23 protein-coding genes and 1 pseudogene are annotated in these 20,905 nt (G+C 69.5%); 13 read left to right on the forward strand and 11 right to left on the reverse strand.

Annotation, left to right across the window (positions count from 1 at the left end; all coding sequences use genetic code 11):
- Nucleotides 1-7: 7 nt before the first annotated feature.
- From EV186_RS09305 to EV186_RS40455, 4 genes and pseudogenes are all read right to left on the reverse strand, one after another.
- Nucleotides 8-1,603, reverse strand: a complete 1,596-nt coding sequence (locus EV186_RS09305) for a recombinase family protein (protein ID WP_133848579.1) — start codon at nt 1,601-1,603, stop codon at nt 8-10.
- 26 nt (nt 1,604-1,629) lie between these two features.
- Nucleotides 1,630-1,725 (reverse strand): annotated as a pseudogene (locus EV186_RS09310) (HhH-GPD-type base excision DNA repair protein); the annotation flags it as partial.
- Between the two features lie 60 nt (nt 1,726-1,785).
- Nucleotides 1,786-2,778: a Fic family protein gene (locus tag EV186_RS40450; RefSeq protein WP_208115510.1), complete on the reverse strand. Its 993-nt coding sequence runs from the start codon at nt 2,776-2,778 to the stop codon at nt 1,786-1,788.
- Nucleotides 2,779-2,884: 106 nt separating this feature from the next.
- On the reverse strand, nt 2,885-3,019 hold the full coding sequence (locus EV186_RS40455; RefSeq protein ID WP_279538288.1) for a hypothetical protein: 135 nt from the start codon (nt 3,017-3,019) through the stop codon (nt 2,885-2,887).
- Nucleotides 3,020-3,244: 225 nt separating this feature from the next.
- Between EV186_RS40455 and EV186_RS09320 the strand changes: the two genes are divergently transcribed.
- Nucleotides 3,245-3,598: a phospholipase A2 gene (locus EV186_RS09320; protein WP_208115511.1), complete on the forward strand. Its 354-nt coding sequence runs from the start codon at nt 3,245-3,247 to the stop codon at nt 3,596-3,598.
- An 89-nt stretch (nt 3,599-3,687) separates the two neighbouring features.
- Here the strand turns inward: EV186_RS09320 and EV186_RS09325 are convergent, their stop codons facing one another.
- Nucleotides 3,688-4,065, reverse strand: coding sequence for a YciI family protein (locus EV186_RS09325; protein ID WP_208115547.1), 378 nt, complete (start codon nt 4,063-4,065; stop codon nt 3,688-3,690).
- Between the two features lie 17 nt (nt 4,066-4,082).
- Nucleotides 4,083-4,892 (reverse strand): metal-dependent hydrolase, encoded by an 810-nt coding sequence (locus EV186_RS09330; RefSeq protein ID WP_166659067.1) that lies wholly within the window; start codon nt 4,890-4,892, stop codon nt 4,083-4,085.
- Nucleotides 4,893-5,030: 138 nt separating this feature from the next.
- On the opposite strand from EV186_RS09330, the gene EV186_RS09335 reads away from it, so the two are divergent.
- From EV186_RS09335 to EV186_RS09350, 4 genes are all read left to right on the forward strand, one after another.
- Nucleotides 5,031-6,161, forward strand: a complete 1,131-nt coding sequence (locus tag EV186_RS09335; protein WP_133848583.1) for a serine hydrolase domain-containing protein — start codon at nt 5,031-5,033, stop codon at nt 6,159-6,161.
- 148 nt (nt 6,162-6,309) lie between these two features.
- A complete protein-coding gene (locus EV186_RS09340; RefSeq protein WP_133848584.1) occupies nt 6,310-6,993 on the forward strand; it encodes an LPXTG cell wall anchor domain-containing protein in 684 nt (227 codons plus the stop codon).
- Nucleotides 6,994-7,116: 123 nt separating this feature from the next.
- A complete protein-coding gene (locus tag EV186_RS39395) occupies nt 7,117-8,091 on the forward strand; it encodes a hypothetical protein (RefSeq protein ID WP_208115512.1) in 975 nt (324 codons plus the stop codon).
- Nucleotides 8,092-8,257: 166 nt separating this feature from the next.
- Nucleotides 8,258-9,478, forward strand: coding sequence for an NADP-dependent isocitrate dehydrogenase (locus EV186_RS09350; RefSeq protein ID WP_133848585.1), 1,221 nt, complete (start codon nt 8,258-8,260; stop codon nt 9,476-9,478).
- A gap of 64 nt (nt 9,479-9,542) precedes the next feature.
- Here EV186_RS09350 and EV186_RS09355 read toward each other — a convergent pair whose 3' ends face one another.
- Together EV186_RS09355 and EV186_RS09360 are read right to left on the reverse strand one after the other, a co-directional pair.
- The gene (locus EV186_RS09355) at nt 9,543-10,517 is read right to left on the reverse strand and encodes a helix-turn-helix transcriptional regulator (protein ID WP_133848586.1); all 975 of its coding nucleotides are present in this window, start codon (nt 10,515-10,517) and stop codon (nt 9,543-9,545) included.
- Nucleotides 10,518-10,690: 173 nt separating this feature from the next.
- Nucleotides 10,691-12,004, reverse strand: a complete 1,314-nt coding sequence (locus EV186_RS09360) for a nuclear transport factor 2 family protein (RefSeq protein WP_133848587.1) — start codon at nt 12,002-12,004, stop codon at nt 10,691-10,693.
- Between the two features lie 89 nt (nt 12,005-12,093).
- On the opposite strand from EV186_RS09360, the gene EV186_RS09365 reads away from it, so the two are divergent.
- The 3 genes from EV186_RS09365 to EV186_RS09375 all read left to right on the forward strand — a co-directional run bounded on the left by EV186_RS09365 (nt 12,094) and on the right by EV186_RS09375 (nt 13,842).
- Entirely contained in the window at nt 12,094-12,480 is a 387-nt protein-coding gene (locus EV186_RS09365; RefSeq protein ID WP_133848588.1) for a winged helix-turn-helix transcriptional regulator, read from the forward strand.
- Between the two features lie 36 nt (nt 12,481-12,516).
- Nucleotides 12,517-13,401 (forward strand): DNA-3-methyladenine glycosylase family protein, encoded by an 885-nt coding sequence (locus EV186_RS09370; protein WP_133848589.1) that lies wholly within the window; start codon nt 12,517-12,519, stop codon nt 13,399-13,401.
- A gap of 126 nt (nt 13,402-13,527) precedes the next feature.
- Nucleotides 13,528-13,842, forward strand: coding sequence for an SH3 domain-containing protein (locus EV186_RS09375; RefSeq protein WP_133848590.1), 315 nt, complete (start codon nt 13,528-13,530; stop codon nt 13,840-13,842).
- Between the two features lie 3 nt (nt 13,843-13,845).
- On the opposite strand, the gene EV186_RS09380 is transcribed toward EV186_RS09375, so the two are convergent.
- Complete coding sequence (locus EV186_RS09380) at nt 13,846-14,574, reverse strand: MBL fold metallo-hydrolase (RefSeq protein ID WP_133848591.1); 729 nt, start codon at nt 14,572-14,574, stop codon at nt 13,846-13,848.
- Between the two features lie 126 nt (nt 14,575-14,700).
- Here EV186_RS09380 and EV186_RS09385 point away from each other — a divergent pair, with 126 nt between their 5' ends.
- The 4 genes from EV186_RS09385 to yhjD all read left to right on the forward strand — a co-directional run bounded on the left by EV186_RS09385 (nt 14,701) and on the right by yhjD (nt 18,014).
- A complete protein-coding gene (locus tag EV186_RS09385; protein ID WP_133848592.1) occupies nt 14,701-15,240 on the forward strand; it encodes a hypothetical protein in 540 nt (179 codons plus the stop codon).
- A 285-nt stretch (nt 15,241-15,525) separates the two neighbouring features.
- Complete coding sequence (locus tag EV186_RS09390; protein ID WP_133848593.1) at nt 15,526-15,894, forward strand: hypothetical protein; 369 nt, start codon at nt 15,526-15,528, stop codon at nt 15,892-15,894.
- Between the two features lie 38 nt (nt 15,895-15,932).
- On the forward strand, nt 15,933-16,955 hold the full coding sequence (gene trpS, locus EV186_RS09395; protein ID WP_133848594.1) for a tryptophan--tRNA ligase: 1,023 nt from the start codon (nt 15,933-15,935) through the stop codon (nt 16,953-16,955).
- A gap of 45 nt (nt 16,956-17,000) precedes the next feature.
- Nucleotides 17,001-18,014, forward strand: coding sequence for an inner membrane protein YhjD (gene yhjD, locus EV186_RS09400; protein WP_133848595.1), 1,014 nt, complete (start codon nt 17,001-17,003; stop codon nt 18,012-18,014).
- Here the strand turns inward: yhjD and EV186_RS09405 are convergent.
- Both EV186_RS09405 and EV186_RS09410 read right to left on the reverse strand, forming a co-directional pair.
- Nucleotides 18,011-19,288, reverse strand: a complete 1,278-nt coding sequence (locus EV186_RS09405) for a D-alanyl-D-alanine carboxypeptidase family protein (protein WP_243753892.1) — start codon at nt 19,286-19,288, stop codon at nt 18,011-18,013. The two genes, yhjD and EV186_RS09405, sit on opposite strands and share 4 nt — an antisense overlap.
- A gap of 56 nt (nt 19,289-19,344) precedes the next feature.
- Entirely contained in the window at nt 19,345-20,577 is a 1,233-nt protein-coding gene (locus tag EV186_RS09410) for a D-alanyl-D-alanine carboxypeptidase family protein (protein ID WP_133848596.1), read from the reverse strand.
- Nucleotides 20,578-20,663: 86 nt separating this feature from the next.
- Here EV186_RS09410 and EV186_RS09415 point away from each other — a divergent pair, with 86 nt between their 5' ends.
- Nucleotides 20,664-20,894 (forward strand): SCO4848 family membrane protein, encoded by a 231-nt coding sequence (locus EV186_RS09415; RefSeq protein WP_133848597.1) that lies wholly within the window; start codon nt 20,664-20,666, stop codon nt 20,892-20,894.
- Nucleotides 20,895-20,905: the final 11 nt, after the last annotated feature.

Below are 20,905 nucleotides of genomic sequence, written 5' to 3' on the forward strand. Positions count from 1 at the left end.
TATGTGTCTAGCCGCGCCAGATGAGTTCTACGCGATCGGGGTGGAAGCCTCGGCGGCCGTTGGCTGGGTAGACGACTACGGCGGTCAGGGCCTCTTCGATCAGGGCTCGTTTCTGGGCCAGGGGGTAGTCGTCCCAGTCTTGGCGGATGGTGGCGTGGGTGGTTGTTGCGGCTGTGGTTTGGGCCAGCCAGCGTTCGCGGTCGGCCAGTAGGGCGTGTTCCTGTTGTTCCAGGTCGGGCAGCATGGCGAAGTAGCGCTGGGCGGAGATGCGACGCTCCTTGCGGGCCGTGGACAGCTCGCGCAGGTCGTCTTGGACCTCGGCCAGCTCCGCCTGCTGTGGCCACGGCTCGGGCTCGGTGGCGGCGTCGCGGCGTTGTGCTTCTTGTTCGTACTTGGTGATCACGGCGGCGCTGATCCACTTGTCCGTCTCCGGGCCGGGAATGCTGACGCCGCCACCGCAACCGCGCTGGCTCTTGGCGGGGCACGAGTAGTAGAAGCGGCCGGGGGTCTTCACGCGGGATGCGTGGGCCTTCAAAGCTCGTAGGCGTGCGTTGCACTCCGGCTTGCCGCAGCGGAGGGTGCCCGTGAGCAGGTACGTGCGGGTGTTCTTGCCTCGGCTCGCGATGGTGCGGTTGCCGAGGATCGCGGTCACGGCTTCCCACTCGGCGACGGTCAGGATCGGGTCGAACTGGCCGATGACGGGGTTGCCGTCCGCGTCGCGCACGATCTCGACGTGGATGGTTTGGCGGCCGGTGTCCGGGTCGATCTCGTGGACGTTGCGGGAGCGGTAGCCGCAGAGCCTCGGGTTGCGGAAGACCGTCTTCACCGAGCCGTTGGTCCAGCGGTTGCCCAGGGCCGTCGTCACTGCCTGGTTGTTCCAGTCGACGGCGACGCTGGCCAGCGGGGCGCCCTTGATGATGCGTTGGGCGGCTTCGCGGATCAGCTCGGCTTCGGGCACGCGAAGGGTGCGCTTGTCGTCGTTCCAGCCGAAGGGGCGGCGGCCACCGGTGGGGATTCCGGCCAGCTCCAAGGCTCGATGCTTGCGCTTCACTCGGCGGGCGGTGTCCGCGGACTGCTTGTTGTTCGTGGCTACGACGATGCGGGCGACCGTCCGGCCGTTGTCGGTCAGGAGGTCCAGGGTGCCTGTGATGTCGATGATGGGACGGCCGAAGTGTTCGACCACCTCTATCGCGTCTTCCAGGTGGCGGTTGTCGCGGGTCAGGCGGTCGATGTCGTAGACGACCAGGCCGTCCAGGGGCTCGCCGTCGGGGGTCTTGCCGCGCTTCAGGTCTTCCAACGCCGCTTCGAAGACTGGGCGGATGACTCGGTAGCCGGTGCGGCCGTCGGGCAACCTGACGCGCTTGCGCTTCCACGCTGACGTGTGCGGCTCGACATAGGTGTGGACGTAGCTGCCGCCGCGTGATTCGACGTAGGTGCGGCAGTCCTTCTCCTGCTCGTCGCGGCCTCGGATGTCGCGGCCACGGATGGGCACGACCTGCGGGTCGTCGTGGTCGAGCTCGAACGACAGGCGGACCAGGCCGGCCAGGCGTAGACCCTGGAAGTCGCCCCAGTGGGCTCGTTGTACCTGGTCAGATGGGCTCATGCCCTAGTCATACATCAAACAGTGTGCTGGTCGAGCAGGAGGCCGACGAGGAGGGCGAACGGGTCCGAGGCGAGCAGCTTGTCGGCGTCGGGATCGCCGGTCAGGCGGAGTGCGCGTGCCATGGCGCACAGCATCGCACGTCTAGCTGATGGTCACACCAGTCCGGCTGCTGGCTCGTGCCTTCACTTGGCACGCTGATGTCTTGACGCTCGATAGTTGTCCACCCAATTCTTGCTGCTCTGCCAATGGCCGTCATCGCCCTTGACTGCTTTCAAACGGTGGCGGGTGGCAGCGACGCGGAGGGCGTTCTCTGTCAACTCTGGGGTGGCAAGCGCTGCCAGAGGGACGAGCTTCGCTGGACCTGCGACGGCGGGCATGACGAACTTGTAGAGGTTGGCTGTGACGCTTCGAGCGATGAGCTCGCCAAGCGGGCCGACGTCGCCACGGTCGGCCTTTCGCATCGCCTGGAGGTATCGCTCACGGTCGCGCTTGAAGATGATCGCTGGGGGGTAGCCGAGGCGTCCGAGAAGGAGGTTGAGCAGGAGGCGGCCGGTCCGGCCGTTGCCGTCGAGGAAGGGATGGATGCGCTCAAACTGGTTGTGGAGCCGCGCCAATTCCTCCGGCAGGGGGCCGTTCGAGGTTCGCAACGTGCCGACCTCGGTCACCCAGCCGCGCATGTGCAGGTCGACTTCCGGCCAGGTCGGGGGTTTCATGCCACCAGGGAACGCGGCGATTTCGTGTTGCCGGAACGCGCCTGGCCCTTCCTGGTCGGTGGCGTGGGGATGGGGCGCGACTGTCCAAACCGGCGTCATGCAGAGGTAGTGGACGTGACGGATCTCCTGGAGCGTGACCAAGTCGTCTGCGGCCCAATCGCTTGGGGCGACTGCCTGTCCGTACACCCATTTCGCTGCGTCGCCATAACCCTGCACTTCCAGGTAGTCCCGGAGGGGTTTGGCACCGACCGTCTGGCCTTCGTCGAGCAGCCGCTCAACTTCCCTGAGAACGAGGGTGTTGCCTTCGATCGCGGTGCTGTTGTGGGCCTCTTGATGCCAGATGTCGGACCATATGTCATCGGCCTCGGCCGGTTTGGGCAAGCCACCCAAACGGCTGCGGAGATCGGCTACGGCATCGTCCAAGCGCTGGTAGACGGCTGTTCGGCTTGGTCGCCCGGCCATGCGCATCCCTTGTTGTGCGGTACGAGGTCGACTAACGGTACCGAACAACCAACAAAGTTGTGCGGTTGGGACCCGAGGAATCGAACCGTACAACTCGGGTCATACGTCAAACAGTGTGCTGGTCGAGCAGGAGGCCGATGAGGAGGGCGAACGGGTCGGAGGCGAGCAGCTTGTCGGCGTCGGGATCGCCGGTCAGGCGGAGTGCGCGTGCCGTGGCGCACGGCATCGCACGAATGCGCATGTTGATACTTGTCCATCTATCGGCTGTTGACGTGAAGGAGTGACCACGGCATAACTGATTGTCGTCAGTGTTTGTCGACAGTCGGGAGTCATCGTGTTGGTTCGAGCGAAGTTACTTGCGGTCGCCGGCGGGGTTGCGGCGTGCGCCGCCCTGTTCTCGGGGACGGCCATGGCCGATACACCCACTTCAGCGGCCGTGGTGGCCCCGCGCGCGACCGTCATCCAAGTGCCCTCCAACTACGTCTACAACCCCTCCCTCGGCTCCCTGCACGACTACTGCACCGACTCGCCCGACAGCTGGTTCAGCGCCGACTTCCGCGGCCCCTGCGCCCGCCACGACATGTGCTACGAAGCCCCCGGCGACCACAAGGCCGCCTGCGACTCCGAGCTGAAGTACGGCATCACCAACAACTGCGTCGCCGCCTACCCGACCCACCCGGACGCCTGCAAGGCGGCGGGCTACACCTATTACGCGGCCGTGGTCGCCTTCGGTGACGACCCGGCTTTCGCTTCACCATCGACCGTGCTGCCATCGACCAGTGAGGCGCAGGACGTCGCGAAGTTCACCAGTCGCACCTGACGGCCGGTCGGCGTGGGCGGGCTGCGGCCCGTCCACGCCGAGCCCGGGCACGCGCCAACCGGATCAGGCGTACCTGGCCATGACGGACCTCAGCCGCCGGTGGATGCGCCGCGAACGCCGTCCATGACCTCCTGCGACTCCATCACGCGCCGCACCTCGATGAGCGACTTCTGTGCCTCGGGCAGCTTGGCGGCGATCTCCTTCGCCCGCTCCAGGTCGGGCACGTCGACCAGGTAGAAGCCCGCCAGGACCTCCTTGGCCTCGCTGAACGGACCGTCCGTCGTGGTCAGGGCGCCCTCGCGGAACCGCACGACGGCCGAGCCCTCGGTGGTCAGGCCCTGGTTCGACACCAGTTCGCCGCGGGTGGTCAGCTCGGCGACCACATCCGCGTGGGCCTGGATGATCCGGTCGCGGTCGGGACCGTACATGTCCTGCCACGCCTCGGCGTTGCCGTAGATCAACAGCATGTACTTCACGAGTACTCCTACGTCCAGGGGATCAGCCGCACGCCGTTGAGCATGGGCAGCGCGCCGGCTCGTTGCAACGCGATCGCCGACAGCCAGATCGCCACGACGGTCAGCACCGGCGCCAACAGCACCAGTTCCACCTTGCCCCCGGTGCGCATCCGGAAGATCTTCGGCGGCGCGACCGGGTACCACGTGCGCCACGCGATCGGCACCGGCCACAGCATCGGGCAGCCCTGCTCGGTGATCGCGTCGCCGAGGTAGTGGGCGATGCAGCCGATGCCCACGGCGACGCCGCAAGTAGCCGCGGTGGTCGCGCTCTGGTCCGTCCACTTGAGACACGCGATGGTGAGCGCCAGCGACGTCACCGCGATCCACACCGCGTCGTGCTTCGGGCTCCACTCGTGCATCAGGCCGCGCACGGCAAGACCGCAGAAGAAGAACATCAGGATCGGCAACGCCCACGACTTGCTCGTCTGCACCACCGCGGTGGTCACGACCGCGGCCAGCACCGCGAAGACCAGCGTGTGCGTGAGCCCGCGGTGGCCGCCGTCGCGGTTGGGGTCGCGCTTGGTCCGGCTGATCCGGTAGACGCCGTGGCTGATGGCGTTCAGCACGCTGCTCAACGCCAGCGTCACCGAGCCGAACGTGCTCGACACCGTCGACTCGGGGTGGTCGAGGTCCGGTAACAACGCCGCACCCGACGCCAGCGCCGCGCCCACGAACCACGCCTGTGGCGTCAGATTCCCCACCGGGTGGTGCGACGCCAGCACCGTCAGCGCACCCCACGCCGCGAGCCCGCTCATGGCGTGCGTCGGTCCCGTCGCCACCGGTCCACCCCCTGATCGACTTCCGCGCGGCGAGCGTAGGGCACCGCACCGACAATTCCCGGCACTGATCAAGACCAGGGTCGCAACCAGGGCCATTCCCGATGCCCGTGTCGCGCCGGCGCGGACAGGCTGGACGCCATGAAACCCAAGAGAATCACGGCGATCGTCGTCGCGGCGACGCTTGGCGGGGCGGTGCTCGCCACGCCCGCCGCCGCTGCGGCCACGACCCTTCCGCCGCTCAACCCGGCCGCGCTCGAAGCGGCCATCGCGGACTTGCCCAATGACGAGGTCTCCGGTGCGCTGGTCCAGGTGCGCGGCTCGGCCGGCGAGTGGACCGGCACGTCCGGCATCGGCGACCTCCGTACGGGCCGGGGCGTTCCGGCCGACGGCCGGTTCCGCATCGGCAGCATGACCAAGACGTTCACCGCGACCGCGGCGCTGCAACTGGTCGCCCGCCACCGGCTCGACCTGGACCGCACCGTGCAGAGCTACGTGCCGGACCTGCTGCCCGCGAGCTACCCGCCGATCACCGTCGGGCAGCTGATGGACTTCACCGCCGGCATCCCCGGCATCAAGATCGACCACAAGGACCCGGTCTGGTTCCTGGCGCACCGCTTCGACACCTGGACGCCCCGGCAGCTGATCGACCTGGCGACCAAGGACGCGCCGATGGAGTTCGCGCCCGGCACGATGCAGCACTACGGCAACATCGACTACCTGGTGCTGGGCGTGGTGATCGAGAAGGTCACCGGCCGCCCCTACGGCGACGCCATCCGCGACGGCATCATCCGGCCGCTGCACCTGACCGCGACCGTGGTGCCCGGGCGCGACCCGCGCATCCACGGCCCGCACGCGCACGGCTACGAGGCCGTCACGCCGGACCAGTGGGTCGACGTGACCGACGCCAACCCGACCTTCCAGTGGGCGGCCGCGGAGATCGTCTCCAACGCGCCCGACCTCGACCGGTTCCTGGTCGCGCTCGTCTCCGGACGGCTGCTGCCGCCCGCGCAGACCGCCGAGCTGTTCCGGATCCCCGACGTACCGACCTACGAGACCGGCGAGCCCGCCACCTACGGCCGCGGCCTGGAGGAGCTGGTCGTGAACGGGCAGGTGTTCTGGGGGAAGTCCGGTGACCGGCCGGGCTACAACAACGGCATGGGCACGACGCTGGACCTCGCGCGCCGGTTGGTCTACTCGGTCAACACGTTGCACATGGGCGGTGCGATGCCGGCGGTGGCGCAGCGGATCGTGCTCGCGGCCGTCAGTTGAGCCGGCGGTGACCGAAGATCACGCTCGGACGCTAACGGGTGACTAACAAACTGATTGCACCACTCAGCCCAGCTTTCGCGCGTCCGAATGTCCGAGGCAGAATGTCGCGTCCCCATGTGAGTGATCTTGCCTCTCCCGGAGTTGATCCATGGCGTCTTCTGTTGTTGCCCCCCGGTTCGCACGCGTCGCGGCCGTTGCCGCCCTTGCCGCGGGGGCGTGGCTCGGCATCGCGGGCGTTGCCAACGCCGATGCCCCGCAGTCCGGCGACGACCGGGCGACCGCGTACGCGGGCAACGCGAGGCCGGGTGACTGCGCCGGGGCCGGGCTCGCCGGTGAGCGGATCTTGGGGGAGGACAACCCCAGGGGCACCTATTTCGACATCACGTCGATCCCGGCCGGCTACACGGTGACCGGCGTGGTGGTCAAGGGCGGTGACGCCTACAACGTGTACCTGCCGGGCGCGCTCGGGGACCTGCCGTGGCTGAAGCTGCACGCGCCGATCAACGCGAGCGGCGGGCCCGCGGGGCTCAGCCACTGGTTCGCGTGCGGGACCAAGGGCAGCACGACGACCACCACCACGACGGCCCCGGTGACGACCACCACGTCCCCGGGCGGCGGTGAGTCCTCCACGACGGTCACCACCAGCCCCGGGGGCGGCGCGGGCAGCCCGTCGGCCACCACGCCCGGAGCGCAGGGTGGCGAAGGGCTGGCGTCCACGGGGTTCGGCAACGGGTGGCTCGTCATCGTCGGTGGCGCCCTGCTGCTCGGCGGCGGCGCGTTGCTCGTCCTGGTCCGTGGTCGCTCGGTTGCCGCAGCGCGACGGAAGGTCTGAGGTCAACCAGATCACACAAAGTAGTTGTTAACGCTTCACCTACTCCGATCGATGCACCGATCACTAGGCCAATCAGCGGACGACTAGTCAACTTTCCGCGTTCCCAGGGATCGGAGTCGTGTCATGGCGCTCACAGCCTTGACTCGTCGGCTAATCGGCGCGGGTGCGGCAGGCGGGGCCGTGCTCGCCGCGGGAGCGATGCTCCTGCTGGCGGGCGCGGCCTCTGCTGATCAAGCCGACTCCGGCGACTCCCGGGCGACCGCGCACTCCGGCAACGTGACCACCTGCGCCGGCGCCGGGCTCGACGGCACGGTGATCCTGAAGAACGACCGGCCCAAGGGCACCTATTTCGACATCACCTCGGTGCCCGACGGGTTCACCGTGACCGGTGTGGTGGTCAAGGGTTCCGACGCCTACAACGTCTACCTGCCGGGTGCGCTCGGTGATCTGCCGTGGCTGAAGCTGCACGCGCCGATCAACGCCAGCGGCAAGCCCGCGGGGCTGAGCCACTGGTTCGTCTGTGGGACCAAGGACACGACGACCACGACGACGACAACCACCACCCAGCCGACCACCACCACGACCGAAGAAACCACGACGACCGAGCCGACCACCACCACCACCACGGACGAGTCGACCACGACGACGGAGCCGACGACGACCACGACGGACGAGTCGACGACGACGGACGAGACGACCACGACCGACTGCCCGCCGACGACCACGACGACCGACGAGTCGACCACCACGACGACGGACGAGTCGACGACGACCGGTGAGAGCTCGACGACGACCACGGACGAGACGACGACGGAGTCGACGACGACCGGTGAGAGCTCGACGACCACCGGCGAGAGCTCGACGACCACGTCGTCCTCCTCGACCACGCCCGCCCCGTCCAGCACCACCGGCACGAGCCCGGTGACCAGCACGACGACCGGGACCACGCCGCTCCCGCAGGGCGGCACGGGGTCATCGGGCGGACTGGCCTACACCGGCTTCGGTGCCGGCTGGCTGGTGCCCGCGGGTGGCGCGTTGCTGGTCGTCGGCGCATCGCTGCTGTTGCTGGCCCGCCGCCGTTCGGCCGGCCGCGGCTGAGCTCCCACGATCGCGTCGGGCGCGGACAGCGGGTACCCGGATAACCTGCTGTCCGCGACCGGCGCGAGGTCGGGCACACCTCCGACACGTGCGCGCCCCGCAAGCAGTACGCTTGTACCGTTAACGCGGCGCGAGAAGTGAAGACGTGAGAGGAGCACCCCGGCTCATGGCCAAGATCAAGGTCCAGGGGACGGTCGTCGAACTCGACGGCGACGAGATGACCCGCATCATCTGGCAGTTCATCAAGGACAAGCTGATCCACCCCTACCTGGACATCAACCTGGACTACTACGACCTGGGCATCGAGCACCGGGACGCCACCGACGACCAGGTGACGATCGACTCCGCCAACGCCATCAAGCGGCACGGCGTCGGCGTCAAGTGCGCCACGATCACGCCGGACGAGGCGCGGGTCGAGGAGTTCGGCCTGAAGAAGATGTGGCTCTCGCCCAACGGGACGATCCGCAACATCCTCGGCGGCGTCGTGTTCCGCGAGCCGATCATCATCTCGAACATCCCGCGGCTGGTGCCGGGCTGGACCAAGCCGATCATCATCGGCCGTCACGCCCACGGCGACCAGTACAAGGCGACCAACTTCAAGGTCCCCGGCGCGGGTCAGCTGACCATCACCTTCACGCCCGAGGACGGCTCCGAGCCGATCCAGCACGTGGTCGCCAACTACGGCCCCGACGGCGGCGTGGCGATGGGCATGTACAACTTCAACAAGTCCATCGAGGACTTCGCGCGGGCGTCGTTCGCCTACGGCCTGCAGCGCGAGTACCCGGTCTACATGTCGACCAAGAACACCATCCTCAAGGCCTACGACGGTGCCTTCAAGGACATCTTCGCGCGGGTCTTCGAAGAGGAGTTCAAGGCCGAGTTCGACGCCAAGGGCCTGACCTACGAGCACCGCCTGATCGACGACATGGTCGCCGCCGCGATGAAGTGGGAGGGCGGCTACGTCTGGGCGTGCAAGAACTACGACGGTGACGTCCAGTCCGACACCGTGGCGCAGGGCTTCGGCTCGCTGGGCCTGATGACGTCGGTGCTGATGACCCCGGACGGCAAGACCGTCGAGGCCGAGGCCGCGCACGGCACCGTCACCCGGCACTACCGCCAGCACCAGGCCGGCAAGCCGACCTCGACCAACCCGATCGCGTCGATCTACGCGTGGACCCGGGGCCTGGCCCACCGCGGCAAGCTCGACTCGACCCCCGAGGTCACCGGGTTCGCCGAGGCGCTGGAGCAGGTCGTCGTCGAGACCGTGGAGAGCGGCCGGATGACCAAGGACCTGGCCCTGCTGATCGGCAAGGACCAGGAGTGGCAGACCACCGAGGAGTTCCTGGGCACCCTCGACGAGAACCTGCAGAAGAAGATGGCCGGCTGAGCCTTCTCGGCTGTGCTTTCTCGGCTGTGACTGAGCGGCGGTGACCCGATCGGGTCACCGCCGCTCAGTCGTGTTCGGTGATGGCATGTTCGGTGGTGGCGTATTCGGCCACGAGGGCGGCGCCGATCTCCCGCAACCGGGCCCGCACGGACGCCGGCTCGAGCACCCGCACGTCCGCCCCGAACCCGGCCAGGACCGCCGCCGCGGCCGGGGCGGCGACGAACGCCAGCTCGAGGGCGACCCAGCCGTCCACCGCCGCGGGCAGGAGGTCCGGCGGCTGCTCGGTGAGCTGCGCGCGGCTCACCCGGACCACCCGCTCGGCCACCGCCGCGCGGGCGTGCAACGCGACCACCACGCGGGTGGGCCGGTCCTCGACCCGGGCCCGCAGCCGCTGCCACAGCTCCTCGACGTCCAGCCGGTCGGGCTGCACGGCGGCTTCGTCGAGCACGGTGGCCGCCAGGATCCGCGACGCGCGGTACAGGCGGGGCTCGCCGTCGCGGGCGGCGATCAGGTACCAGACGCCGGCCTTCGCGACCAGGCCGTACGGGTCCACGACCCGGTCGTCGGCCGCGGACCGGTAGGACAGCCGCAGCCGGCGCCGCTGCCAGACCGCCTCCTGGACCGCGGGCAGGAACTCGGGCACGTCCTGTTCGCGCATCCAGCCGTGCGGGTCGACCACCACGGTCGCGCTCGCCCGGTCGGCCACCGACCGCTGGGCCTGAGGAAGGCGCGCGAGCAGCTTGCTCAACGCGCCGCGCAGCTGCGTGTCCATGCCGAGCCCGCGGCCGGTGAAGGTGAACAACGCGCGGGCCTCGTCGGTGGTCAACCCGCTGACGTCGGTGCGGAACCCGGGGGTCAGCACACACCCGCCGCCACGCCCGCGCTCGGTGTAGACGGGCACGCCCGCGGCGGACAACGCCTCCATGTCGCGGAAGATCGTCCGCGGTGAGACCTCGAGCCGCGCCGCCAGCTCGTGCGCGCTCATCCGGCCGTGCGCCTGCAGCAACGACAGCAGGCTCAACAACCGGTCGGCACGCACCAAATCACTGTGACACGCCTTCGCCCGATCGTCCGGCAGACGTGGTTTCACTCGCGCGCGCGAAGGCAGCCCCCACCCTCCCGGGGGCACCCCTTAATGCCAGTCTATCGAGGTCAGCGGGGGTGTGGGGGCTGCGGCGCGGATCTGTGGACAACCCGGTGGCTGTGGAAAACTCAGCCGAACAGGGCCTGTTCGAAGTGGGCGGTGTCCAGGTACTCCCACACTTCGGCGATCTTGCCGTCGCGGACCTCGAACACCACCGCGTAGGAGTTGTCGTAGTCCGCACCGGTCACCGTGCGGCCGGTGGTGCGCCACTGCGCGATCGCGATCGGGCCGTCGGCGGTGATCGAGCGCAGGGTCAGCGTCGCGGGGGTCGCCGGGTCGAAGCGGGCGACGGCCTTGGCGTAGAAGTCGCCGAAGATCTCGTCCGGGCCGACGTAGTCGCCCGCGAGCGTGCCGTTGCCGGGGATGTGCCAGACCGCGTCGGGGTGGAAGCTCGCGATGCGGGTTTCGACGTCACCCTCCTGCAGCGCACGGACGTACCGCGCGACGACCATGCGGGCGTCGAGGGTGCGCTGGAGCGGCCGCACGGTCAGCACCGCGTTGCCGGTGATCCGGCGTCCCCGCAGGTCGTCGATCACCCGGGCGGTGTCCGCCCAGTCGGCCTCGACGCCGATCTCCGGGTGCAGCGCACCGGTCCGCACCAAGCGGACGAGCGTCGCCAGGTCCTCGCCGAACGGGTGCTGCGGCGGCTCGTAGGTGAACCGCTTGATGGTCGCGTCGACCGGCCACGTGTCGAAGTGGAAGAAGTCGAGGCTGATCGGTTCCTTGCTCGCCTGGCCGAACCAGATCAGCGTGCCGTGCTCCCGCAGCGCCTGCAGCGCACCGGAAAATGCCGCGCCACCAACGGATTCCAGCACGACGTCGAACTTGCCCTCCACTTCGTCGACCGTCGCGACGACGGCCTCGGCGCCCAGTTCCAGCAGCCGCTTGCCCCGCGTGCTGACCGCCGTGACGCGTGCGCCCTGCGCGGCGGCCAACTCCGTGAAGTAGTGCCCGACCCCGCCGCTCGCCCCGGTGATGAGCACCCGCTTGCCGGTCACCGGGCCCGCCGCGCGCAGCAGCCCCAGCGCGGTGATCCCGGCCAGCGGCAGTGCGGCCGCTGTCACCGGATCCACGCTCCCGGGCAGTTCCGCCACCGAGCCGGTGGGCACGGCGACGCGCTCGGCCCAGCCGTTCGCCGGCGGGTGGGCGACGACCCGCGTGCCCACGGCCGGGCCCGTGCCGTCGGCGGCCGCGCGGATCACCGTGCCGGCGACGTCCTTGCCCGGCCGCCAGTTCGCGCGGTCGAGGTCCAGCAGCATCGTCTCGCCGCGGTTGATCGAGAACGCGTCCACCTCGACCAGCAGCTCGCCCGGGCCGGGGACCGGCTCCGCCACGTCGTCGAACCGGACGTTGCCGTCCTTGCCGCGGACCAATGCGCGCATCGTGTGCTCCCTGTCGTTGTGCTTGGGAGCAGCGTGCGGCCAATGGTCACTTTTCGTAAGTAGGCACCTTTGCGTGGTATAGGTACCTCATGGTGACCAACGAGGTCAGGTCGCTGGACGGCCGGTTCAACGTGATGGCTCTCGCATGCCCGACCCGCGCCGTGATCGACCGGATCGGCGACAAGTGGACGCTGCTGGTGCTCTACGCGCTCGGCAGCGGCCGGTTGCGCTTCTCGCAGCTGCGTGCGCAGGTGCAGGGCGTCAGCCAGAAGATGCTGACCCAGACCCTGCGCGGGATGGAACGCGACGGGCTGCTCAGCCGCACCGTCCACGCCGAGGTCCCGCCCCGGGTCGAGTACGAGCTCACCGAGCTCGGGCGCGGCCTGCAGGAGGTCGTGGCCGGGATCCGGCTCTGGGCGTACGGGCATATGGACGAGATCGACGAGGCACGCGAGCGGTACGACACCAAAATATGACACAAGGTGTCTTGTTATGGCTGCACGATCCACGCCATGACGACGTTCACGATCGACCCGCGCGGCCCGTTCTCCCTCTACGAACAGGGCGTCTTCGGCTTCGGCCAGAACTTCGACACCAGGTGGGACGGGGTCATGCGGCTCGCCTTCTGCGTCGACGGCTACTCGGCGCACGCGGGCGTCGAGGTCCGCCAGGACGGCGAGCTGCTGCACTGCGAGATGACCGGCGACGCCGACCCAGCGGTGGTGCGACGCCAGGTGGCCCGGGTCATCTCCGCGGACCACGACGGGCACGGCTTCGCGGCCATCGGCGAGCAGGACCCCGTGATCGGTGCGCTGCAACGGGTCCGGCCTGGTCTTCGCCCGCCGCAGTTCTACTCGCCGTACGAGGCGGCGGTCTGGTCGGTGCTCTCGGCGCGCCGCCCCGCCCGGCAGATGGCGGCCGTGCGCGACGCGCTGAGCCGGGCGCACGGCACCGTCTTCACCCTGGCCGGTCGCGAGTGCCCGGCCCTGCCGGCGCCGGCCCAGCTCTTGCGCGTCACGGAGTTCCCGGGCATCCCCGAACTCAAGCTGCGCCGGTTGCACGAGGTCGCGAAGGCGGCGCTCGACGGGCAGCTGGCCATCGACCGGCTCACCGCGATGGACCCCGACGACGCGATGCGCGACCTGCAACGGCTGCCCGGCATCGGCCCGTTCTACAGCGCGCTCGTCGTGATCCGCGCGTGCGGGCTCACCGACGTGCTGCCGACGCAGGAGCCGAAGGCGCTCGACCTGGTGCGCAGGCTCTACGACCTGCCCGCGACGCCGAGCCCGCAACAGCTCGCCGTGCTGGCCGAGCCGTGGCGGCCTTACCGCACCTGGGCGACGGTGCTGGTCCGGGCGGCGGGGGCCCGATTGCTCGAATCGCGCGCCGCGGCGTGACCCTGCGTGCAGGGCGTTGGCCCTGCCGGGTGGGTTTCCCGACCCGGTCTTCCGTTGCTCGAGCAGCGTGCGTTATACCTGGCTGGAGACCGTATGCGGGGCACGGCCAGGTAAAGGGTGAAGATCATGCCGAAGCGAACGGTGATCATCGTCGGGCTGCTCGCCGCGGTGGTCTTGATCTACCTCTTCAACGGCACGAAGAGCAACGCCAACGGCAGCACGCCGGCGCCCGCGGCCAACCAGTGCCAGGTGGCGGTGACCGCGGACGTGCTCAACATCCGCAAGGCCGCCGACCCGAAGGCCGAGGTCGTCGGCAAGTACAAGCAGGGCGCCAAGGTGAACGTGGACAAGAAGGTCACCAACGGCTTCCGCCAGGTCGGCCAGGACCGCTGGGTGGCCGCGCAGTTCGTCAAGCCCGTCTCGGGCAGCAACTGCGGCTGACCTTCACAGCTCCAGCACCAGCCCGTCCCGGGCGGCGATCACCTCGCCGGTGAACTCCTCGGCGGCTTGCGCGACGGCGGCCGACCGGTCGGTGCCCGGCCAGAAGTGCGTCAGCAGCAGTCGTTTCGCGCCCGCGGCGCGTGCCGCCGCCCCGGCCTCGCGTGCGGTGAGCAACGTGTGGCTGCCGCGGGTGTCGTCGTCGAGGAACGTGCTGTCCACGATGTACAGGTCGGCGTCCGCGCCGAGCGTGGCCAGCTCGTCGCACGGGGCCGTGTCGCCGGTGTAGGCGAGGGTGAAACCCGGTGCGGTGAGCCGGATCCCGGCGTTCGGCACGTAGTGCGGCAGCAGCACCCCGTCCACCCGCAACGATCCGATGTGGTGGGTGCCGGGCAGTTCGAAGACGTCGAAGACGTCGGACAGCTGCGCCCTCGGTTCCAGTGGCTCCACTCTGGACACCACGTCCGGCGGGCAGTACAGCGGAATCCTTGGCCCGTCGACGAAAGCGCGTTCGCGGAACAAGGCGTTGAGATCGACGCAGTGGTCGCTGTGGCTGTGCGTGATGACCACGGCGCCGACCGCGCCGGAGCCGTTGGCGTCCAGCAGCCGCGGGAACGTGGCGAACCCGAGGTCAAGCACGATCCGCAGGTCGTCGTAGGCCAGCAGGAACCCGCTGCACGCGCTCCCGGCCTCCGGGTGCGCGCCGCAGCTGCCGAGCACGGTCAGCCGTCGCATCCGCACATTGTGAGCCGTTCACCGCATGGGAGTGCGAACGGTTTGGCACAGTGTCCGCATTCGCGCTCATCGACCAGGGGGATTCCGGTGTTCGTTCGTCGTCGTGCTGTGTTCGCAGGTCTTGCCGTGGTTCCGTTGTTGTTGCTCGCCTCGGCGTGCAAGGACGACGGCGGGTCGGCGTACGGCGGCTTCCCGGGTGCGGGTGGCGACGCCAAGGCACCGGCGGCCGCGGGCACCGATGGGTCCAGTGGTGACGGTGGTGGCGCGACGGCAGCGCCCCGGCAGCCCACGTCGGCGGGCGTACCCGACAACGGCGGCGGCAACAGCGCGACGGACGCGTCGGTGCTGAACGGCGTCTGGGAGGGCCACTACGTCTGCCACCAGGGGCCGAGGAAGATGCGGTTGCACCTGTCGGGGCTCAACGAACAGGTCACCGGCACGTTCGACTTCGGCGACGGGGACCCGTCCAGCAGCGGCTCGTACATGGTGAGCGGCACCTTGTCGGGTGGGCAGGTCACGTTGCACGCGGGGCAGTGGATCAAGCAGCCGGACGGCTACGTCACGATCGACCTCGTCGTCACGACGATCACGCCGGGCGCGATCTCCGGCAGCGTCGACGGCCCGGACTGCACGACCTTCGAGGCGACCAAGACGAGCGGCGACTGACGTCGAGCGCGGAGCGTCACCAAAACCGCCACGATCGAGGGACGCGGCGCTGGGAAGGTCATCGCTAGCTGGCCTTACGGCGCCGCCTGGCTCGCCCGGGGTGGTTACCCCGCGACACGCCGACCACCCCTCGCCGTACCCCTTTTCCGACAGCGCTACGCTCGCTCGCCATAACCCGTTGTGTGAACTCGACCTCGCTGGGTTGACACACTGGGTAACTTCTTGGCAGTCGCGTCACCCATGTGGGTTACGCGGAACGCGGGTTGACGACCAGGAGGCGCAGCAGTGCGCGACCGAGGAATCCACACCGACTCGTCGGTGCGGGATACCGCGACCCATCCGGTGCAGACCCTCGCGAAGCTCGTCACCGCGTTCGTCGCGGTCCCGGCCGTGATCCTGCTGACCGGCGCCGGCATCGCGAGCGCGGACACGCCGGGTAGTGGTCAGCTCCCGTTCAACGTGGCGGGGCCGGTCGGCATCGGCGCCGTCGTCCTCGGCATCTTCGGCGTCGTCATCGGCCTGGTGCGCCGCCGCAAGCTCGCCAAGGTCATCCCGGCCAACCGCCCGGTCGCCATGGCCGCCAAGGCCCAGCAGGCCGTCACGAGCGCGCTCACCACCCCGATGGAGCGCGTCGTCGACGAGCGGGTGGCCTGAGCGCCACGCCCCGGCCCGCGCCTGGAACAATCGTCGGCGTGTCCAGTCCCAGCGCTCAGCCTGAGCGGATCCGCAGGGTTCTGTCCGGCATCCAGCCCACCGCGGGCTCGTTCCACCTCGGCAACTACCTAGGCGCGCTGCGCCAGTGGGTGCGCATGCAGGACGACCGGGAGGCGTTCTACTGCGTCGTCGACCTGCACGCCATCACCGTCGAGCAGGACCCGAAGCAGCTGCGGGAGAACACCCGGGTCTCCGTGGCGCAGTTGCTGGCGCTCGGCATCGACCCGGAGCGCTCGACGCTTTTCGTGCAGAGCCACGTGCCCGAGCACGCCCAGCTGGCCTGGGTGCTGCAGTGCATGACGGGCATGGGCGAGGCCGGCCGGATGACGCAGTTCAAGGACAAGGCGGCGCGGCAGGCCGCCGACCACGTGAGCGTCGGCCTCTACACCTACCCGATGCTGATGGCCGCCGACGTCCTGCTCTACCAGGCCGACGAGGTGCCGGTCGGCGAGGACCAGCGCCAGCACCTGGAGCTGACCCGCGACCTCGCGCAGCGGTTCAACTCGCGCTACGGCAAGACGTTCCGGGTGCCGGAGGCGTACATCCCCAAGGAGACCGCGAAGATCTACGACCTGCAGGACCCGACGTCGAAGATGAGCAAGTCGGTGCCCAGCGGCGTGATCGAGCTCCTCGAGGACCCGAAGCGCTCGGCGAAGAAGATCCGGTCCGCGGTCACCGACACCGGCCGCGAGATCGTGTACGACCCGGAGCACAAGGCGGGCGTGAGCAACCTGCTCTCCATCTACTCGGCGCTGTCCGGCAAGCCGGTCGAGACGCTGGTCGCCGAGTACGACGGCAAGGGCTACGGCGACCTCAAGGGCGACCTGGCCCAGGTGCTGGTCGACTTCGTGACGCCGGTGCAGGAGCGGGTGCGCGGCTACCTCGACGACAAGGCCGAGCTGGACAAGATCCTGCGGCGCGGGGCCGAGCGGGCCCGTGAGGTCGCCGCGCCGACGCTGGCCAAGGCGTACGCCAAGGTCGGCTTCATGCCACCCGCCTGAGGTCTTCGAGATGCGGTCGCCGTGACCGCTGGTTAGCGTCGACAGGTGACCGAGGCCGAGCCCAAAGAGTCCAAGCTGGACGCCATCCGGCGCAAGCGGCCGGGTATCGACCACCTCCTGCGCGCCAACGAGGCGTACGGCGAACGCTACGGGAATCATTACGCGGCCGCCATCACGTATTTCAGCGTGCTGTCGTTGTTCCCTTTGTTGCTGGTCGCTTTCTCGGTTCTCGGTTTCGTGCTGGCCGGTCAGCCGGAGCTGGTGGCAAAACTGCAGGACGACATCACCAGCGCGGCCCCGGCGAACCTGCGGGACCTGTTGAAGCAATTGGTGGACACGGCGATCAGGCAACGCAGCACCGTCGGCATCATCGGTTTGGTTTCCGCGCTCTACACCGGGCTCGGGTGGATGAGCAACCTGCGCGACGCGCTCACCGCGCAGTGGGGCCAGGAGAAGGTGAAGCAGCCGTTCCTGCGCGGGATGGCCGTGGACCTGTTGTCGCTCTTGGGTTTGGGCGTCGCCATGGCCGTGTCGTTCGGGTTGACTGCCGTGGGCAGCGGGCTGGCCGACACGTTGCTGAAGCTGGTCGGGCTCTACGGCTACGGGTGGGCCAAACTCTTGCTGGTCGTCATCACCGTGGTGTTGTCCATCGGCGCCAGCTGGGTGATTTTCCTGTGGGTCCTGTCGCGATTGCCGCGCACACCCGTCAGTGTTCGCAGTGCTGTTCGCGGGGCTTTGGCGGCGGCCGTCGGGTTCGAAATCCTCAAGGCGGTCGCGACGTTTTACCTGCAGGGCGTGACGGGTGGCCCGCTCGGCGCGTTGTTCGGGCCGATCATCGGTTTGCTGCTGTTCGCGAACCTCGTGTCGCGATTCCTGTTGTACGTCACGGCGTGGGCGGCCACGGCCAAGGAGAACATGCTGCCGGAGACCGTCGAGCCGCCCCCGCCGGCCGTGATCCGGCCCGTGGTCCAGGTGCAGGGTTCACCCGGCCCCGCCAAGGCGGCGGGCCTGCTGGGCGCGGGCGCGTTGCTGGGCTTGGCGTTGCGCCGGCGCCGCTAGCCGATCGGCCGGGTTTGCTCGGACTCGTCCGGCGGAGGCACCGCAGTGGCCGGGGAAGTGGTGACTAGGGAAGGGCTGACCAGGGAAGGCTTGCGCCGGCGCCACAACAGCAAACCGACCACGGCGACCAGGACCACCGCGATCAGCACCGGCAACACCACCGACGCCATCGACGACGAACTGGCCGAACCGGGCGAGGTCGTCGCCCGCACGCCGGAACCCTGCGCGCCGCCAGGTTGGTTCGGTTGCGCCGGCGTGACCTGTTCTTCCACCAGTTGCCCGACCGGCGGCTTGCCGAGCAGGCCGAAGCCGTAGTCGAAGAGGTGCGCGCCCTGGTCGGCCATCCGCACGGGGTGCTGCTCGCCGTGCATCAGCACGACCTCGACGCGGTGACCGCCGCGTGAAGCGCCACCGAGGTAGGTGTGGCGGGCGTCGTCGGTGAAGCCGGTCTTGCCGCCCAGGAAGCCGGGGTAGACGCCGAGCAGCTTGTTGTCGTTGTTCACCTGGAAGCCGGGCTTGTCGGCGTAACCGGGGAACTGCACGTGCTTGGTGGCGACCGCCTCGGCGATGCGCGGGTCCTTCATGGCGGCACGGAAGATCAACGCCAGGTCGTACGCCGACGTGCACATGCCGGGGGCGTCGAGCCCGGACGGCGTGGCCGCACGCGTGTCGAGCGCGCCCAGCTCCTTGGCCGTGGCGTTCATCTTCGCGACGGCCTGGTCGACGCCGCCCAGCTGCATGGCCAGGGCGTGCGCCGCGTCGTTGCCCGAGCGCATCAGCAGGACCTTCAGCAGCAAGCCGACCGTGTACTTGCCGCCAGGCCCGAGACCCACGCGGGTGCCCTCCTGGTCGGCGTCCTGCTGGGTGCCGACGACCTTCTTGCCCATGTCGAGCTCGCGCACGACGACCAGCGCCAGCAGCGTCTTGATCAGCGACGCGGGCCGCAGCCGGGCGTGCGGGTTGTGGGCGGCCAGCACGGCGCCGGTGTCCATGTCGGCGACCAGCCACGAGGAGACCGTGACGTCCTTGGGCGGGTTGCTCGCGCCGGCCGGCTTGGCGATCCCGCAGGTGCCCATCTGCGCGCCGCCCACCGGCGGGTTCGGGACCGGCAGCGGCGTCGGAGCCGGGTTGCCCGGCTTGAGGTCCTCGGAGGCGTCGATCGCCTTGGCCGGCTTGTGCTGGAACGGGCAGTCGGCCTCGGCCGCGCCGGCGGCCGGGGCGAGCACGGTGCCGAACAGCAGGACCGCGGCCAGGACGAGGGAGGGCAGTCGCACAGGGAGCAAGGTTATCGGGCTCGTGTTCGCACGGCCGCCGGGCGTGACCGACCGACCTAGTGAACCGGGTAGTTGCTCGCGCGGGCCTGGGCTCGCCTGCGCCGCATGGCGGCGGCGCGGTCGGCCTTGCGCTTGAGGGCGAGCACGAACATCAGCAGCACGGCGAGCCCGCCCGCCGCGACGACGAAGCCGCCGACGTTGCCGAACATCGACCGGTCCATGGCCACCCGCTGGGCGGCCGCCGGGTCGTTGTCCGGGGTGTTGGACGCGGGCCCGTCGGCCGGGGGCTGCGGCGTGACCACGCCCGCACCCGCCTTGTTGTTCAGGTCGCCGACCGGCGCGGTGTGCGCCGCCGTGAGCTTGAAGCCGTAGTCGAGCAGCTTCGTGGCCTGGTCGAACGCGCTGCTCGCGCCGAGCAGCGCCACCACGATGCGGCGCCCGCCGCGGGCGGCGGAGCCGACGTAGATGTTCTTGGCGGCGTCGGTGAAGCCCGCCTTGCCGCCGGTCGCGCCGTCGTAGGTGCCGAGCAGCTCGTTGTCGTTGGACCGGACGATCTTGGCGCCGCCCCGGCCGACCGGGCTGAGCTGCACGCTGGGCGCGCCGGTGGCCGCGGCGAAGTTCTGGTTGCGCATGGCCTGGCGGTAGATCAGCGCCGTGTCGTAGGCCGAGGTGGTCATGCCGTCGGCGTCCAGGCCCGTCGGGTCCTTGATGTTCGTGTCCAGCGCACCCATGCTCTGCGCGAGGTTGTTGACCCGCTTGAGCGCCTCGCCCTCGCCGCCGAGCTGGCGGGCCAGTGCGTTGGCCGCGTCCGCCGCCGGCGAGACGATCAACGCGACGGTGAGGTCGCGCACGGTGTAGCGGCCGTCGGCGACCAGGCCGATCCGGCTGCCCTGCTGCGCGGTGTCCTCGCGGGTCGCGGTGACGACGGTGTCCGGGTTGAGGTCGCGCAACGCGACCATGGCCAGCAGCACCTTGGCGATCGACGCGGGCGGGCGGTGCACGTGCGGCGCGTTCGCGGCGAGGACCTGGCCGCTGTCCTGGTCGGCGAGCAGCCACGAGGCGGCGTCGAGGCCGTCGGGCGGCAGGTCGGCGTTGGCCGGCAGGACCACACCGCACTCGGCCATCCGCGGTCCCCCGACCGGGGGCTTGGCGCCGTCGCCGCCACCGCAACCGGGCTGGGCGGAGGCGATGGGTGCCATCCCGGTCACCATGCCGAAAAGGGTGGCGACCAGCGCGAGGATCGTCAGCCGGCGTGTGGACGCGACGGACGGGCGAACTCGTCGAGGCACTCGTTCAGGTTAGTCATCCGTTCGTGACCATCCGCAGCGGGTCGGGCGCTCGCGGGTGACCTGGGCCGACCAGGCACGATGACCGGGTGCGGTTGACCCGACGGACTTCGTTGCTCCTGCTGGCCTTCGCCGTGTGGTCGTGGATCATCTGGCCGACGTTCCTGAAGAACGTGTGGTCCGACCCGCGATCGTTCGCGCCGGGGCCCACGTCGTTCTTGATCGTCCACGTGGTGCTCACCGGCGCGTCGCTGATCTTCGGCACGGCGATCGGCGTGCTCGGCTGGCGCGGCTACACGGCCTCGCGCCGGAAAGGCTGACCGGTGCGGGT

It is taken from the genome of Labedaea rhizosphaerae, from assembly GCF_004362825.1.
GTDB lineage: Bacteria > Actinomycetota > Actinomycetes > Mycobacteriales > Pseudonocardiaceae > Labedaea > Labedaea rhizosphaerae.

Coding starts and splice junctions, on each gene's coding strand:
- EV186_RS09305 (WP_133848579.1), bottom strand. CDS start 1,603: ATGAGCCCATCTGACCAGGTACAACGAGCCCACTGGGGCGACTTCCAG.
- EV186_RS40450 (WP_208115510.1), bottom strand. CDS start 2,778: ATGGCCGGGCGACCAAGCCGAACAGCCGTCTACCAGCGCTTGGACGAT.
- EV186_RS40455 (WP_279538288.1), bottom strand. CDS start 3,019: ATGCGCATTCGTGCGATGCCGTGCGCCACGGCACGCGCACTCCGCCTG.
- EV186_RS09325 (WP_208115547.1), bottom strand. CDS start 4,065: ATGCTGTTGATCTACGGCAACGCCGAGGCGTGGCAGGACATGTACGGT.
- EV186_RS09335 (WP_133848583.1), top strand. CDS start 5,031: ATGAAACCCAAGAGAATCACGGCGATCGTCGTCGCGGCGACGCTTGGC.
- EV186_RS09340 (WP_133848584.1), top strand. CDS start 6,310: ATGGCGTCTTCTGTTGTTGCCCCCCGGTTCGCACGCGTCGCGGCCGTT.
- EV186_RS39395 (WP_208115512.1), top strand. CDS start 7,117: ATGGCGCTCACAGCCTTGACTCGTCGGCTAATCGGCGCGGGTGCGGCA.
- EV186_RS09350 (WP_133848585.1), top strand. CDS start 8,258: ATGGCCAAGATCAAGGTCCAGGGGACGGTCGTCGAACTCGACGGCGAC.
- EV186_RS09360 (WP_133848587.1), bottom strand. CDS start 12,004: ATGCGCGCATTGGTCCGCGGCAAGGACGGCAACGTCCGGTTCGACGAC.
- EV186_RS09365 (WP_133848588.1), top strand. CDS start 12,094: ATGGTGACCAACGAGGTCAGGTCGCTGGACGGCCGGTTCAACGTGATG.
- EV186_RS09370 (WP_133848589.1), top strand. CDS start 12,517: ATGACGACGTTCACGATCGACCCGCGCGGCCCGTTCTCCCTCTACGAA.
- EV186_RS09375 (WP_133848590.1), top strand. CDS start 13,528: ATGCCGAAGCGAACGGTGATCATCGTCGGGCTGCTCGCCGCGGTGGTC.
- EV186_RS09380 (WP_133848591.1), bottom strand. CDS start 14,574: ATGCGACGGCTGACCGTGCTCGGCAGCTGCGGCGCGCACCCGGAGGCC.